The sequence below is a fragment of the Brevundimonas sp. genome, assembly GCF_046299535.1.
Classification (GTDB): Bacteria; Pseudomonadota; Alphaproteobacteria; order Caulobacterales; family Caulobacteraceae; genus Brevundimonas.
The window spans coordinates 152412-168035 of the sequence record NZ_JBKBIB010000010.1 but is presented as its reverse complement, the minus strand read 5'-3'; the positions used below and the strand labels follow the sequence as shown (position 1 = coordinate 168035).

General features: G+C 69.4%; 12 protein-coding genes. 5 read left to right on the top strand and 7 right to left on the bottom strand.

What is annotated here, in order from left to right; translation table 11 throughout:
• From ACK4FB_RS10330 to ACK4FB_RS10305, 6 genes are all read right to left on the bottom strand, one after another.
• Window positions 1-750 (bottom strand): outer membrane protein (locus ACK4FB_RS10330; protein ID WP_409751522.1); only part of this gene is annotated, 750 nt, incomplete at its 3' end.
• 234 nt (window positions 751-984) lie between these two features.
• The gene (locus ACK4FB_RS10325; RefSeq protein WP_409751519.1) at window positions 985-2874 is read right to left on the bottom strand and encodes a pilus assembly protein TadG-related protein; all 1890 of its coding nucleotides are present in this window, start codon (window positions 2872-2874) and stop codon (window positions 985-987) included.
• A gap of 161 nt (window positions 2875-3035) precedes the next feature.
• Window positions 3036-4865, bottom strand: coding sequence for a M2 family metallopeptidase (locus tag ACK4FB_RS10320; RefSeq protein WP_409751517.1), 1830 nt, complete (start codon window positions 4863-4865; stop codon window positions 3036-3038).
• 94 nt (window positions 4866-4959) lie between these two features.
• On the bottom strand, window positions 4960-5655 hold the full coding sequence (gene mtgA, locus ACK4FB_RS10315; RefSeq protein WP_409751515.1) for a monofunctional biosynthetic peptidoglycan transglycosylase: 696 nt from the start codon (window positions 5653-5655) through the stop codon (window positions 4960-4962).
• Window positions 5656-5692: 37 nt separating this feature from the next.
• Window positions 5693-6427: a pseudouridine synthase gene (locus ACK4FB_RS10310; RefSeq protein WP_409751512.1), complete on the bottom strand. Its 735-nt coding sequence runs from the start codon at window positions 6425-6427 to the stop codon at window positions 5693-5695.
• A complete protein-coding gene (locus tag ACK4FB_RS10305) occupies window positions 6424-7320 on the bottom strand; it encodes a class I SAM-dependent methyltransferase (protein WP_409751509.1) in 897 nt (298 codons plus the stop codon). The genes ACK4FB_RS10310 and ACK4FB_RS10305 overlap by 4 nt, the downstream gene beginning before the upstream one ends.
• A 97-nt stretch (window positions 7321-7417) precedes the next feature.
• Here ACK4FB_RS10305 and recQ point away from each other — a divergent pair, with 97 nt between their 5' ends.
• On the top strand, window positions 7418-9295 hold the full coding sequence (gene recQ / locus ACK4FB_RS10300) for a DNA helicase RecQ (RefSeq protein ID WP_409751506.1): 1878 nt from the start codon (window positions 7418-7420) through the stop codon (window positions 9293-9295).
• Window positions 9296-9305: 10 nt separating this feature from the next.
• Here recQ and ACK4FB_RS10295 read toward each other — a convergent pair whose 3' ends face one another.
• On the bottom strand, window positions 9306-10613 hold the full coding sequence (locus ACK4FB_RS10295) for an amidohydrolase (RefSeq protein WP_409751504.1): 1308 nt from the start codon (window positions 10611-10613) through the stop codon (window positions 9306-9308).
• A 109-nt stretch (window positions 10614-10722) separates the two neighbouring features.
• Between ACK4FB_RS10295 and ACK4FB_RS10290 the strand changes: the two genes are divergently transcribed.
• The 4 genes from ACK4FB_RS10290 to ACK4FB_RS10275 all read left to right on the top strand — a co-directional run bounded on the left by ACK4FB_RS10290 (window position 10723) and on the right by ACK4FB_RS10275 (window position 15614).
• On the top strand, window positions 10723-12003 hold the full coding sequence (locus tag ACK4FB_RS10290) for an MFS transporter (protein ID WP_409751501.1): 1281 nt from the start codon (window positions 10723-10725) through the stop codon (window positions 12001-12003).
• A 39-nt stretch (window positions 12004-12042) separates the two neighbouring features.
• On the top strand, window positions 12043-12501 hold the full coding sequence (locus tag ACK4FB_RS10285; RefSeq protein WP_409751498.1) for an SRPBCC family protein: 459 nt from the start codon (window positions 12043-12045) through the stop codon (window positions 12499-12501).
• 4 nt (window positions 12502-12505) lie between these two features.
• Window positions 12506-12718: a hypothetical protein gene (locus tag ACK4FB_RS10280; protein ID WP_409751495.1), complete on the top strand. Its 213-nt coding sequence runs from the start codon at window positions 12506-12508 to the stop codon at window positions 12716-12718.
• A gap of 79 nt (window positions 12719-12797) precedes the next feature.
• Complete coding sequence (locus ACK4FB_RS10275) at window positions 12798-15614, top strand: hypothetical protein (protein WP_409751492.1); 2817 nt, start codon at window positions 12798-12800, stop codon at window positions 15612-15614.
• The last annotated feature ends 10 nt before the right edge of the window (window positions 15615-15624 follow it).

The window sequence follows — 15624 nt, the reverse complement described above, 5'->3', positions numbered from 1 at the left end:
TGGGGGGGGAGGCGGCGGAGGCGCCGCGACCGGACCGAACGCATAGCGCAGACCCACGGTCACCGTGTGGCTGAAGTCGTAGTCGCCTTCAAAGCGGCCCAGTTGCGGGGCGCCGACCGTGGTCGTGTCCCAGCCGGTGTCGCCGGTCAGGTAACGGTAGGTCAGGTCGATGTTGGCGCGCTCGCCCACGGCCCACGCGAAGCCGGCCAGGGCCTGGAAGGCCATCTCGGTGGTGGAGTCGTCGGCCGACAGGGTCGCGCCGCGATCGCCGCGCAGGCTGCCGATGGTGTCGATGGACACGCGGTTGGCGCCGACGCCCAGACCCACGAACGGACGGAACGCCCAATCCGGCGAGCCGAAGTCGTACAGGACGTTCATGAACAGGGTGTTGGACTCGATGTCACCCTCGGGGGAGTGGCACGGGCCGGTGGCCGGCGTCAGGTTGCACAGGCCGGACGGAACCGCGTCGTTGGGGCGACGAACGCGTCCGATGTCGCCGGAGCGATGACCGCCTTCCAGTTCCACACGCCAGTTGGGGTTCAGGCGATAGCCGAGACGCGCGAACGCCGCCCAGCCGTCGTTGACCTCCCAATTCCATGCGGGACCGGCGTCGGAACGAGCATTGATGTCGTTCTCCATCCAGTGACCGCCGGCGTCGATCGCGCCGTACCAACCATCCGGCTCCGCCGACACGCTGGTCGCTGCGAAGAGCCCTGCCGCCGCAACGCCGGCTAGAAGCTTCAACTTCATGTTTGTCCTCATCGTCTGAAAAAGTTTGCCCAAACCCCGACGCATTGCGTGGTGCTCGAGCCAAACGAACGAGCCATCTGCAACGCGGTTCCAATTTTAAGCCACGATTGCGACAACTGTGGCGCCATTCCAACACATGTCCGCCGGAAGGGCGCCCGCCACGATCGCCGCCCCTGACTACAGCAAGGCTTTGGGCAAGGGCAAGCAAAGCCGGAATCTAACGCGGGTCGGCGGTCAGCGCGCTATGCGAAGGTCCGAGATGCTGCGGGCGATTGCCCGGAAGGCGTCGCGCAGGTCGGTGTTGTCGCTGGGCAGATACACATGGTCCGGGCTGGTGGCGCACTGTTCGATGACCTCGCGGGCCGTGTCCACCACATTGGGCGTAGTGTCGCGCACATTGGCCACGTCCAGTCCCACCGTATAGATCATGATGCCTTGGGCCTTCATGGCCCCGCATAGCCGCACGGCCTGCTGGAAGGGATCGCCGTTCTGGGCGTTGCAGCGGATGTGCCAGTTGGTGTCGCCGCTGCCCGCGCCGGCGTTCTGGGCGATGACCCCATTGCAGTAAGGCGTATTGAACTCGCCGTCAGTCATCATCACCACGACCTTCAGCAGGTCTGCGGCGCCGTAGGGCGCGGCCTGGTTCATGGCGCTGGGCCACAGACCGTTGAAGTTGGGCGAAACCGCATACCATCCCCAGGCCAGGCCGATCTGGCCAGCGGTGGAGCCGCCGTCCCTGAGCTGGCTGATCTGCTGGGTCAGGTAGCTACGGTCGCTGGTCAGGGGGACCAGGGCGCTAGAGGGGCAGTTGTTGCCCGGGATCGGATAATTGGCCCCGACGCGCGCCTCGGCGGGCGACCGGTCGGTGTAGGCGTCCGCCCCCGTCCGCTCGCTGACGCAGGTGCTGAGTTCGCCGGTTCGTTCCGCCCCGTAGCGGCCCGTGTAGGTGAAATACTGACAGCCGTAGTCCGCGCAAACGGCCGTGCCGCTGGACGAATAGGCCTGGCCGCGCGGGTCCGAGCCGGACAGAACGAAGGTGTTGGCCGTCCGGTCGATCACGACATAGGTCTTGTTGTTCAGGGTGTTCAGGCCGTTCACATTCAGGATGCGGACCTGTCCGCCATTCAGGAACTGGTGATTGTTGGAGGTGATGGTGACGGCGCAGTCGCTGCGTTGGCATTTCACCACCCGGCCGTTGCCGGTGTAGTCGCCGTAAGACTGGGGGTTGATGTCCTGGCCAGCGGAATTCTGCAGCCGGAACCTGTCGTTGTCCACGCGCCGGACCCGGAACGCCTGATCATTGATCTGGGTCATGCCGCTGGCGTTCCACACATAGACGAAATCGCCGGTGACGAATCCGTGGCCGCTTGAGGTGACCGTGATTCGGCTGTTGGCCCTGGAGATCGACGTCATGTTGCGGGTCGCGCCCGTGGACCAGACGGCGTTCGATATATTCCGGGCCGGCGGGGGCGTTCCGCGGGCGGCGTTGGCCATGGAGCCCAGATTCACGCCCATGGAATAGGGAATGATCGCCGCCTTGGAATAGAAGGGCGTCTGCTGGGTCTGGACGACCAGCTCCACCAGTTCGGTGGCGGATTCACGCAAGGTCGTCATCCGGCTGCCGGCCATGGATCCGGTGATGTCCAGAACCAGGGCGACCTCGAGATTGGTGGAGGAGCGCAGCACCTCGGACCCCACGCCCACCTGCACACGGTCGTCCAGAACCTGTCCGTAGGGCGGCAGGACGATATTGGCCACCAGGGTGTCCACATCCACCCTGGAGGCGGCGATCACCATTCCCTGCTCCGTCAGCCGGAAGGTGGTGAGGTCCTCACGAAGGGTGATCTGGGGATAGGCCTGAAGATTGGCGCGCAGGGCGGCCATGCCGACGGTGGTGACCCCCGCATCGTCCATGTGGGGGGAACGGGCGGCGGCAAGGGCGGCGGCGTCAAGGGCGTCCTGGAGATTGGCGCGCACGGTCGAGATGCGGTGCACATCGACACCCACCAGAGCCGCCATGGTCAGCACCGGCAGGCTGAGGGCGAACATCATCGCCACGCCGCCGCTGCGGGCGCGGGCGAAGCCCCGCATGAAACCCAAAAAGCCGCCCAGCCGCGTCGCCATGCGCCGGAACCCTCGCATCCCTGGCGGACCTCATGTCCGCGTGTCGGGCGCAAGCATGAACAGGCCGGGTAAAGAAATGTCCCAACGGGAGGGGTTAATGGCCTCCTGCAGCGGTTCCGCCCGCGGGATGATCGCGGGATGATCGCGGGCGGAACGGTCGGTCAGGCCTCCCAGCCGCAGTCCTGGCCCCGGTTCTGTTCGGTCAGCCAGGCATCCAGCGGCGCGAAATATTGGGCCACCGCCGTGGCGTCATTCTCGGGCGAGCCCGTGAAGGCCTGCATCGCCTCGGGCCAGGGCCGGGACATGCCCATCTCCATCATGGCGTTGAAGCGCCGGCCCACTTCCTCGTTCCCGTAGACCGAGCAGCGGTGCAGCGGCCCGTCCCAGCCCGCGATCTCGCAGGCCGCGCGGTGGAACTGGAACTGGTAGATATGGGCCAGGAAGTAGCGCGTGTACGGCACATTGCCGGGCACATGGTATTTGGCGCCGGGATCGAAGGCGTTCTCCGGGCGCGGGCCGGGCGGGACCAGACCCTGATAGCGCAGCATGTTGGCCGACCAGGCGTCGTTGTATTGCGCCGGCGTCGTCGCGCCCGACTGCACGTCCCAGCGCCAGCGATCGACCATCAGGCCGAACGGCAGGAAGGCGATCTTGTCCATGGCCATGCGCAGCAGGAAGGTGATGTCCTCCTCCTCGCCCGGAACCGTGTCCAGAAGGCCGATCTGGTTCAGATAGGTGGGGGTGGCCGCCGACAGGGCGGCGAAATCGCCGATCGCCTCGTGGAAGCCGTCGTTGGCGCCGTTGCGGAACAGGAACGGCTGCTGGTTGTAGGCGCGCTGATAGAAATTGTGCCCCAGCTCGTGGTGCATGGTCTGGAAGTCTTCGGCGTTGACCCGCGTGCACATCTTGATGCGCAGGTCGTCCACATTGTCCAGGTTCCAGGCCGAGGCGTGGCACACCACCTCGCGTCCCTCGGGCCGCGTGATCTGCGACCGCTCCCAGAAGGTCCCGGGCAGGGGATCCATGCCGATGGAGGTGTAGAATTGCTCGGAAACCCGGGCGATCTGCTCGGCGTCGTAATTCGCCGCCAGCAGAAGCTGGGTCAGATCGACACTGGATTCCGGCAGGGTCGTGGGGGCCACCACGTCGTAGATATTGCTCCACTGCTGGGACCACATGTTGCCCAGAAGGTCGGCGCGGATGGGGCCGGTGGCCGGCTGGACCTCGTCGCCGTAACGCTCGTTCAGGCGGGCGCGCACATAGCAGTGCAGGTTCTCGTAGAACGGCTGGACCTGGGCCCACAGGCGATCGGTCTCGGCGGCGAAGGCGTCCGGATCCATGTCATAGCCCGAGCGCCACATGGCGCCGGTGTCGGCGTAGCCCAGTTCGCGGGCGCCCTCATTGGCGACCTCCACCAGCCGGGCGTAGTCCCCGGCCATGCCGGGCGAGATGGTGCGCCAGCCCTCGTACATGGCGCGGGTCACGGCCGGATCACGGGACTCGGCGATGATCTCCTCGGCGTCGTTCAGTGTCAGCTGGCGGCCTTCGTACTCGAACCGGCCTGTGGCGTAGGTGGAGTCCAGGCGGGTGGCGATCTCGGCCAGTTCGGCGGCGGCGCCGGGGCGATTGGGGGCGGGCATGGTCAGGCCCTGGCGCAGGATGTCCAGCTTGCGACGGGTTTCGGGATCGGCGTCCACCTCGTTGAAATGGGCGGCCGCATTGGCCAGCTCGACTCCCAGCTCGGTGTATTCGGTGTTGGCGCGAGCCTCCAGCCACATGGTGTCGTGGATGATGTAGGTGTTGCGCACCCAGGCCACGCGCGCGGCGTATTCGGCGATGTCGGTCAGGCGGTCCTCGGCGTCCAGCACGAAGGCCCGCGCCCCTTCCGGCGTGGCGGGGAAGCGGTCGGCGGGGGCGGTCTGGGCCTGAACGGCCAGCCCCCCGGCGGCGAGGGCGCAGGCGGCCGTGGCGGCCATCAGCAGGCGTTTCATGGACATTCTCCTACAGTGGACCCTGAGCCGGCCCTTTGATGGCGCGCATGGGAAGCGCCGCCGTTCATTCCGTCAAGCCTCGACGGGCGGCGCCTCAGTCCAGAACGCAGTTCGCCAGCCCGTCGCTCCGCACGGTGCCCATGGCGGCCTGAACCTGACCGGCCCGACGACGCACATAGGGACCGGGACTCGCGGCCTGATAGCGGCGCGGGCTGGGCAGGATGGCCGCCAGCCGGGCGGCCTCTGACGCGCTCAGGTCGGCGGCGGACTTGCGGAACCAGTACCGGGCGGCGGCCTCGGCGCCGTAGACGCCCGGCCCCCACTCGGCCACATTCAGGTAGACCTCGACGATCCGCCGCTTGGGCCAGACGGTTTCGATCATCACGGTGTAGCCGGCCTCGAGCCCCTTGCGCAGCCAGCTACGCTGGGGCCACAGGAAGACGTTCTTGGCGGTCTGCTGGCTGATGGTCGATCCGCCACGCACCGCCCCGCCGCGCCGGTTGCGTTCCAGCGCCTGTTCGATGGCCTCCATGTCGAAGCCCCGGTGCGAACAGAAGCGGGAATCCTCGGCCGCGATCACCGCCCGCACCAGATGGGGCGAGATGTGGTTCAGGGAGCGCCAGCGATAGTCGACCCCTTCGCCCTCGATCACCCGCGTCAGCATCAACAGGGTGGTGGGCGGCGGCGCCACGGCGTGCATCAGCACCCCGCCCAAAGGCAGCAGCAGGATGATCAGGGCCAGGATCAGAAGAGGCCGCCCCCGCCGCCGCTCCGGTTGTTCTTCAGTCATGGGGCATTGATACGCGAGCTTGGCGGAGCGGCAAGCGTCAGTCGAACACCCGCGACGCCTCGTCCGGGGTCAACAAACGCCACTGGCCCGGCGCCAGGTCGTCCGGCAGGGTCAGCCCGCCCACCCGCTCGCGGTGCAGGGCCTCCACATGGTTGCCCACGGCGGCGAACATGCGCCGCACCTGATGATAGCGGCCTTCGGTCACCGTCAGCAGCGCCTCGGCGGGCGAGATCACGTCCAGATCGGCGGGCGCCAGCGGCTTCGCCTCGCCCTCCAGCATCAGCTCGCCCGAGGCGAACAGGGCGCCCTCGGTCCCGACCAGCGGCCGGGCCAGGTTCGCGCGATAGACCTTGGCCACATGACGCCGGGGCGAGATCACCCGGTGCAGGAAGTCCCCGTCGTCGGTGAGCAGCAGCAGGCCCGAGGTCTCCTTGTCCAGCCGCCCGATGGTGGACAGGGCCGGGTCGCGGCGCCGCCAGCGGTCCGGCAGGATGTCGTACACCAGCGCCCCGTCCTCCTTGTGCGAACAGGTCATGCCGAGGGGTTTGTGCAGCAGGAGCACCAGCCCGGGCGGCGGGTCCAGCGGCGCGCCATCGATCTCCATGCGCTGCGACAGGTCAGCCGTCACCGGGATGCGTTTCGACACATCGGCCACGTCCACGCCGTCCAGCACGACGCCGCCCGCCTGCGCCAGCCGCCCGATCTCGGTGCGCGAGCCATAGCCCATGTTGGACAGAAGTTTATCAATCCGGGAGGTGGGGATCTTGCTCACTTGACCGCCTCGAAGACCTTGTAGCCGCCCTTGTCCGCCACGGGGCGAACCCGCGCGAAGGCGGCCTTCAGTTCGGCCTCATAGGGCAGGTGCCGATTGGCCACCATCCACAGCACGCCGCCCTTTTTCAGCATGGCCGAGGCCTCTCTTATGAAGGCCTGACCCAGCGCCTTGTCCTCGGCCCCGCCGTCGTGGAACGGCGGGTTCATGACCACGAAGTTCAGGTCCGTCAGCGTCGCCGTGCGAGCGTCGGCCCAGTGCAGACGGACACGCGGGTCCTCCACATTGCGCCGCGCGCACTCAACCGCCCGCCGGTCCAGATCAATCATGTCCAGGCTGGTGACGGCGGGCGAGGCCAGCGCCACGGTGGACAGGGCGCCGAAGCCGCAGCCCAGATCCGCCCCCGCGCCCTTCAGGGGCGGCAGGCTGGCGGCCAGCAGGGCCGTGCCGCCGTCGATGCGGTCCCATCCGAACACGCCCGGCTGGGACCAGGCGTCCAGGTCCGGCACAAGGCGCGCCGCCCCCGCCTCGATGGCGGCGTCCAGTCCCGTCACCGCTTCGGGCCGAACCAGCTCGCAGCGCCGGTGGTGGGCCTTGGCGCTCTCGATGGGCTCCAGCCCGAACTCGCGCAGCTCCTTGGCCAGCCGGGACCCGCCCTTGAGCTTGGGGGCCATCACGTCCAGCCGTCCGCCGGGCTTCAGCGCCTTCAGGGCCAGCGCCAGCACGTACCGCCGCTCCAGCACGCCGGGGGGCGCGAGGACGGTTGCGGCGTCCAGCGATCCGGCGGCAACCTCCGCCAGATCGGCTGAGCCGGGGATCAGGGGCGAGGTCTGGACGGCGTCGGCGGGGGGATCGAACACCGCCGGGGGGCGGCCGTAGAGAATGCTGGTCATGGCGGCGCTATAGCCGCTCCGTCGCCGCCTGCGAAGCGATGGGGATGATCCATCCCGCCGCCGTGACACCCCAGTCCGCATCGGGCACAAGCGCACCATGCTCGCCGAATCGCCCCTGCCCGCCGCCGCGCCCGACATGGCGCGCGCCCGCGAGACTCTGGAACGGGTTTGGGGCCACGCGGATTTTCGCGGGCTGCAGGCGTCGGTGGTGGAGCAGGTTCTGGCCGGGCGCGACGTGCTGGCGGTGCTGCCCACCGGCGGCGGCAAGAGCGTCTGCTACCAGATCCCCGCCATGCTGCGGCCCGGCCTGGGCCTTGTGGTCTCGCCCCTGATCGCTTTGATGACCGATCAGGTGGAGGCGCTGAAGCAGCAGGGCGTGCGCGCAGCACGGCTGGATTCCGGCGTGTCGCTGACGGACCGCTCGGCCATCTGGGATGCGGCGCGGGCGGGCGAGCTGGACCTGCTCTATGTCTCGCCCGAAGGTCTGGCCCAGCCGCACATGATCGACCGGCTGGCCAGCCTGCCGCTGGCCCTGATCGCCATCGACGAGGCGCACTGCGTGTCCCAGTGGGGTCATGACTTCCGCCCTGACTACCGCGATCTGGGCCGGCTGGCCGGGATGTTCCCCGGCGTGCCGCGCATCGCCGTCACCGCCACCGCCGATGCGCGGACCCGCGACGACATCCTGGCCTCCCTGCGGCTTTCGGACGCCGCCGTCTTCGTGGACAGTTTCGACCGGCCCAATCTGCAGCTGATCGCCGAGCGCAAGATCAACGGCTCGCGCGCCCGCACTGACGCGCGGGTGGTGGAGCTGGTGGGCGAGCGGGGCGGCAAGTCGGGGGTGGTCTATTGCGGCTCGCGGGACGGCTGCGAGCGGCTGGCGGACCAGCTGAGACAGACCGGGGTGCACGCCATCGCCTATCACGCCGGCATGGCGCCGGCCGAGCGCGACAAGCGGCTGGAACGGTTTCTGGCCGAGGACGGGGCGGTGATGGTGGCCACCATCGCCTTCGGCATGGGGGTGGACAAGCCGGACGTCCGCTTCGTCATCCACGCCGATCCGCCCGGCAGCCTCGAGGCCTACTGGCAGGAGATCGGCCGGGCGGGCCGCGACGGCGAACCGGCCGAGGGCGTGACCCTGTACGGCCCCTCCGACATCGCCTGGGCCCTGCGCCGCCTCGACGGCCGGCCCATGGACGAGACGGTCAAGCAGGTGCAGGTGCGCAAGGTGCGCCAGCTGTTCGCCATGCTGGACGGCGCCGCCTGCCGGCCCCAGGCGGTGCGCCGCTATTTCGGCGAGACCGACGCCAAGCCCTGCGGTCATTGCGACGTCTGTCTCGATCCGCCCCAGACCCATGACGCCACCGTGCCGGCGCAAAAGGCGCTGGCGGCGGTCCAGCGGCTGGACCAGCGCTTCGGACGGGGCCGAGTCATCGATCACCTGACCGGCCGGACCAAGGATGTGCAGGGCTGGGAGACCGCCCTGTCCACCTGGAGCGTGGGCGCCGATATCTCGCCCACCGGCTGGCGCGAGGTCATTGACCACCTGCTGTTCGAGGGCCTGTTGGAAGAAGACCCCAACGAGGGCAAGCCCCTGCTGCGTCTGGGCGATCCCGAGGCGGTGCGCGCGGTCTATCGCGGCGAGCGCACGGTGGAGGTAGCCCGCGTCCCCATGCGGCACGATCCCACCACCCGCTCGGGCAACCCGCGTCAGAGCGGCCGTCAGAGCCGCGCGGCGGTGCTGGAGACCCTGCCCGCCGATGTCCGCGAGCGGTTCGAGAGGCTGCGCGCCTGGCGCCGCGACCGCGCCGCCGAACAGCACGTGCCGCCCTATGTGATCTTCCAGGACCGCACCCTGCTGGAGATCGCCATGACCGAGCCCGGCTCGCTGGACGCCCTGTCGCGGGTGTCCGGGGTGGGGCAGGGCAAGCTGGATCGCTATGGCAAGGCCGTACTGGAGGTTCTGGAGGGCTGATCCGCGGGGATCAGCGGTCTCCCGCGCCCCGCTCGAGGAACCGCACCGCACTCAGCACATGGGTGGTCACACCCACGGGCAGGACCGCCTCGTTGACGTCGAACAGGGGCGAGTGGTTGGGCGGCGAGTCGTCCGGATCCACGCCGTCGGGCGTGGCGCCCAGATGATAGAACACGCCCGGAATCTGCTGCTGATAGTACGAGAAATCCTCGGCGATGGTGGTGGGCGGGGTGGCGGCGTCCAGCGCCTCGGCGCCGACCACCTCCTCCAGCACGGGCGCCAGCCAGGCGGACAGGTCCGGGTCGTTGAACACCAGGGCCGCGTTCTGGAACACGGTCATCTCCGCCTCGGCGCCGTGGGCGTGGGCGACGTGCTCAACCGCCGCGGTGGCGCGCTCCACCAGATCATCACGCTGGGCCACATCGAAGGTGCGCAGGGTGCCGCTCAGGGCCGCGCTGTCGGGGATGATGTTGTAGCGCACCCCGGCGTTCATGGTGGCGATAGTGAACACCGTGGGCGTGGTGGTCGGGTCCACCGTGCGGGCGGTCAGGGTGTTGATGGTGGTGATGATGCCGGCCGACGCCGCGATGACGTCCACGCCGCGCCATGGCCAGGCGCCGTGGGTCTGGACCCCGGTCAGAGTGATGTCGACGCGGTCCGACGCCGCCATGAACCCGCGGGGCCGGTAGCGCAGGGTCCCCGCCTCGCCCGGCGTCACATGCAGTCCGAAGATAGCCTCGGGTCTCGGGTCATCCAGACCGCCCTCGGCCAGGATGCGCGCCGCGCCGCCCATGGGCTCGCCCGGAGGCGCCCCTTCCTCGGCGGGCTGGAACACGAAGACGATGGTTCCCGCCAGCTGGTCCTTCATGCCGGCCAGGATCTGGGCCGCGCCCATCAGCATGGCCATATGAGCGTCGTGGCCGCAGGCATGGGCCACCGGCACGGTCGCGCCCTGATACTCGCCCGTGGCGGTCGAAGCGAAGGGCAGGCCCGTGGCCTCGCGCACCGGCAGGGCGTCCATGTCGGCCCGCAGCGCCACCACCGGCCCGTCGCCGGCGCCGCCGCGCAGGATCGCGATCACCCCCGTGGCCGCCACGCCCGTGCGAACCTCCAGCCCGAGGCTGCGCAGGTGTTCGGCCACATACTCGGCCGTCTCATGCTCGGCGAATCCCAGCTCAGGATTGGCGTGAAGATGCCGGCGCCATTCCACCACCTGCGGCTGGATCGCGTCGGCCTGTTCGCGCACCTCACTGGCGGAGATCGGCGACTGGGCGTAGGCAGGAACCGAAAGGGCGCACAGCGCCGCACCCGCCAGCATTCCAGCCGTCCATGATCCGCAACGTCCGCGCATTCCCGTCCCTCCTGTTCAGTCCCCCGATCATGGGCGTGGGCGGATGGATGGCGCAAGGGCCGCAGGGGCGACGCCCATGAAGCTGAAATCCGAAGCGTTCGGCCTGCTGTTCGCGGTCACCCTCACGGCGGGCGCCGGCAACATGGCGCTGCAGTCGGTGCTGCCGGCCATCGGGCGCGAGTTTGGTCTGGCCGACACCCTGGTGGCGTTCGCCTTCGCCCTGTCCGCCCTGCTGTGGACCGTGGCCTCGCCCTATTGGGCCCGTCTGTCCGATCGGTGGGGCCGCAAGCGGGTGATGATGATCGGCCTGGCCGGCTTCATCGTCTCCATGCTGGGGTTCGGCATCGCAGCGACCCTGGGGCTGGTGCACTGGCTCTCGGCGCCGACAGCCTTCGTGCTGATGGCCGTCGCGCGGGCCATCTACGGCCTGTTCGGCTCCGCCGCCCCCATCGCCGCCCAAGCCTATGTGGCGGACCGCACCTCGCGGCGTGCGCGGACCCGCGCCATGTCCATGCTGGCTTCGGCCCAGGGACTCGGCACAGTCATCGGCCCTGCCCTGGCTCCCTTTTTCGTGCTGCCCTTCGTGGGTCTGGCCGGCCCCATGTACGCCTTCGCCTTCATGGGACTGGTGGTGCTGATCCTGCTGTGGAAGCGCCTGCCGAGCGGCGACGTGGTCCGTCATCCGGTCAAGCCCGGGGATCCGACCGGCAAGGGCCTCTGGAAGGATTCGCGCGTGCGCGACTTCCTGATCTACGGCCTGCTGGTCACCGGGGCCCAGGCGGTGAACATCGCCGTGCTGGGCTTTCACGTCATCGACGAAATGGGCCTGCCCGGCCGCGAGGCCCAGTCCTTCATCGGCGTGGCCATGCTCTCCGGTGCCGCCGCCACCCTGATGGTCCAGTGGGGCCTGATTCCCATGCTCAAGATGCAGCCGCGCGAGCTGATGCGCTGGGGCGCCGCCATGGCCCTTGTGGGCAATCTGATGAGCATCGCCGCGCCGGGCTTCTTCGGGGTGGTGGTGGGCTATGCGGTGGTGTCCATGGGCGCCGGCTTCGCCCGGCCGGGCTTCACCGCCGGGTCGTCCCTGGCGGTCGAGCCCCACGAGCAGGGGGCCATCGCGGGCCTCATCATGTCGCTGGCGGGTCTCAGCTTCCTGGCCCCGCCCGTCATCGGGGTGGCCCTGTATGAGCTGGCCGAGCCGGGGCCCTTTATCGGCAACGCCGTGCTGCTGGCCGCCGCCCTGATCCTGTGTTTCGTCAGCACGCCCCTGAAGGCCGCCCCCTCCGGCCGCACCCGCCGTCCCGTCGAAGGCCCCGCCTCCCAGCCCGGCCCCGAGGGCAAACAGAACCTGTCGTGACGCCTTCCTCCCGCCCCATGATGCTGTAAAAGCCCGCCCATGGATTTTCGTGTCGAGAACAAGATCGGCGTGCCCGCCCCTTCAGACGCCCTGTGGGACGTCCTGTCGGATCTGGAGGGATGGTCGGCGTGGAACCCCGTTTTTGTGGAGGCGCGCGGTACGCTCGGCTTCGGCGCGACCCTCAGCCTGGTCGAGCGCATCGAGGGCGTGGGCGAGCGCCGGGTTCAGGCCCGCTTGGGCGACTGGGTTCCCTATTCCAAGCTGGTCTGGGCCGAAAAGCGCGGGTGGCAGTTCACCTCGACCCGTTATGTGCTGATCGATGAGATCGCCGCCGGCAGCTGCATTGTCACGACCGGCGAAATCTATGGCGGAATGCGCGGCGAAAGCCATTACATGAAGCATCGCCGGGCCCTGCGCCGCGCTTGCGAGGCCATGAACGAGGCGCTCCGCGATCAGGTCGCACCCCCCGGTCCTGAGCGTTTTCAACAGCAAGGATAATTCCATGGCCGACGACCTGAACACGCCGATTTCCACTATGGCCGTGCGCCTGTCCAACAGCTCTGACCGCGTGGCGCTCTACGAGTATGAGGACGTTATCATCTTCCTCAAGCCCGGGGCCCGCTTTCAGGGGGTTTTCACCGGCTCTGAAAATCCGCCGAAAAGCACGGGCACCATGGCTGACTGGCCCGACCTGACCCCCGAAACCAGGGCCTGATCCGCGCTCTGGCGGTCACCATCCGTTAACCGCGACTAAAGGGCTTTTCGCCCACCATGGCCCGATGTCGGGACAGGCCGTGCGCAAGGGATTGCTGAAGACCACCGTGGCCCTGACGGCCATGGGGACGATGGCGTTCGCCCCGATGGCTCCGGGCGTCGCGCAGGACGCCTCGCTGGACCCTGTAGTCGTGCGCATCGGCGCCAACGACAGCTTCACCCGCGTGGAGTTCGCCGGGGTGATCGGTTCCCGCGCCCGCATCCGCCGCGAGAATCGCCAGGTTATCATCCGCGTGGGCTCGACCGCCGCGCCGGACATCGCACGCCTGCGGGTCGATCCGCCTCCAGGCGTGGAACGCGTCGAGACCCGCGGCGTCCAGGGCGGCGCCGAGGTGGTGATCTATCTGGCGGAGGGGGCCCAGGCGGTTACCGGCAGCGCCGACGGCGCCGTCTTCATCAATCTCTACGCGCCCGGCCAGTCGCCGGCGGCCGCGGCGTCCCCGTCCGTTCCGGCGTCAGGCGTGGTCCCGGTTTCGGTCTCCGCGAGCCCTGAGCGGTTGCAGTTGCGCTTCGACTGGGCGGCTCCTGTGGGAGCCGCTGTGTTCCGACGGGGTGAAGCGGTGTGGGTCGTGTTCGATCAAGCCGCCCGTCTGGATCTGAGCAATGAGGCGGTGCGTGATCTGGGGCCGGCCACGGGCGTGCGCTGGGCCGCCGGGCCAGACTATGTGGCGCTAAGGATCGCGGCGCCCGAAAACCTGTCCGTCAGCGCCGCCGGCCAGGGCGCGGCCTGGACCGTGACCGTGGGCGGCCCGGCCGGGGCGCCGGGCGGAGTCCTTCTCAGCCGCGATGAGGATGCCGGGCCTACCGCCCTGCTGGCCGAACTGGCCGGGGCCGGGCGCGCGGTCTGGCTGACGGACCCGCTGGTGGGCGATCGCTTCGCCGCCGTCACGGCCCTGGCGCCGGCCAAGGGCATGGGATCGCGTCGCCGCCTGGTCGATCTGACCCTGTTGCCGACCGCTCAGGGTCTGGCTGTTGAAACCGCCACGGACGACCTGCGCGTTTCGGTCCAGGGGGATCTGGTGCGCATGACGCGGCCCTCGGGCCTCAGCCTGTCGCCGCCCACAGACAGCCTGCAAGCCGCCGCCCAGGCCGGGGCGCCGCGCCGCGCGCCCTACGCCGCCCTGATCCTGTCCACCTGGGCCGACACGGGAGAGGCCGAGTTCGGCGCCCGGCGTCGCCAGCTTCAGGCCGACGCCGTCCGCGAGGCCGCTGAGGCCGAGGACAATCCGCGCGCCCCGGTCGAGGCCCGTCTGGCCCTGACCCGGTTCCTGATCGGTACGGGCCTGCACCATGAGGCTATCGGCGCCCTGAACGCCTTGGTCGCGAACGCCCCCGCCATGGCCAGCGAGCCGGAAGTGCGTGGCCTTCGCGGCGCCGCCCGCGCGGCCATCGGCCGTCAGAACGAGGCGCTGGCGGATTTCTCCGGCTCCGCCTTGGCCAACGATCCGTCCGCCGCCGTCTGGCGCGGCTATATCGCGGCGCAGCAGTCCGACTGGACCACGGCGCGCCAGTCGTTTGCGCAAGGCGCCCGAGCCATTGACCAGTTCCCGCCCGCGTGGCGCGCCCGGTTCGGAACCGCCCACGCCCTGGCGGCGCTGGAGACGGGCGACATGGCCGCCGCCCGGTCCCTGCTGGCCTATGTGTTCAGCCAGAACCCGCCCGCCTCAGACCAGCTGGCCGCCCGACTGATCCAGGCGCGTATGTTCGAGCTGGAGGGCCAGACCGACCGCGCCCTGGCGGTTTACCAGGCCGTCGCCCGCGCGCCGCTGGAGGGGCTGTCCACCCCCGCACATCTGGGCGCGATCCGCCTGCGCATGGCGTCCGGAGACCTGACGCCCACGCGGGCGGCCGCTGAACTGGAACCCCTGCGCTGGCGCTGGCGCGGGGACGCGGTGGAGCTGGAGGTGATCCGTTCGCTCGGCGGCATCTACCTGTCCCAGGGGCGCTACCGGGAAGCGCTGGACGCCCTGCGCGGCGCCGGAACCCGCTTTTCGGCCCTGCCCCAGTCCGCCGAACTGCAGCAGGATCTGTCCCAGGCGTTCCGCAGCCTGTTTCTGGAGGGCGCCGCCGACGGCCTGCAGCCGGTCCAGGCCCTGGCCCTGTTCTATGATTTCCGCGAACTGACGCCCGTCGGCGCCGACGGCGACGACATGGTGCGCCGTCTGGCCCGGCGCCTGATCGATGTGGATCTGCTGGCTCCGGCTGCGGAACTGCTGCAGCACCAGGTGGACAACCGTCTGGATGGCGTGGCCCAGGCCCAGATCGCCACTGACCTTGCGGCCGTTTATCTGATGAACCGTCAGCCGGAACAGGCCCTGCGCGCCATATGGGCCACTCGCACGACCCTGTTGCCCGCCGCGCTGAACGCCGAGCGCAGGGCGGTTGAGGCGCGTGCCCTGATGGAGCTGGGCCGCTATGACCACGCGCTGGAGATCCTCGGATCGGATCAGAGCGTCCCCGCGCGCGAGGTGCGCGCCGATCTGCAATGGCGCCGCCTGGACTACGGCGCGGCCGCCGCGAGCTATGAGGCGCTTCTGGGCGAGCGGTGGCGCGACACCGCCACGCCATTGACCGCGACGGAAGAAACCCGGTTGATCCGCGCCGGGGTCGGCTACAGCCTCGCACGGGAGGCCGCGCCGCTGAGTCGCCTCTCCGAACGCTACGGGCGCTTCATCGAAGGCGCTCGCTCGTCCGGCGCCTTGCGCATCGCCCTGGCCGGCCAGGGATCAGGCCAGAGCGCATCGGATTTCGCCGCCCTGGCGGCGGGCGCCGACACCTTCAACGGCTGGGTCGCCGCCATGAAACAGAATTTCCGGGAACGCACCGGCGCTGCGTGACCGTCCAGAG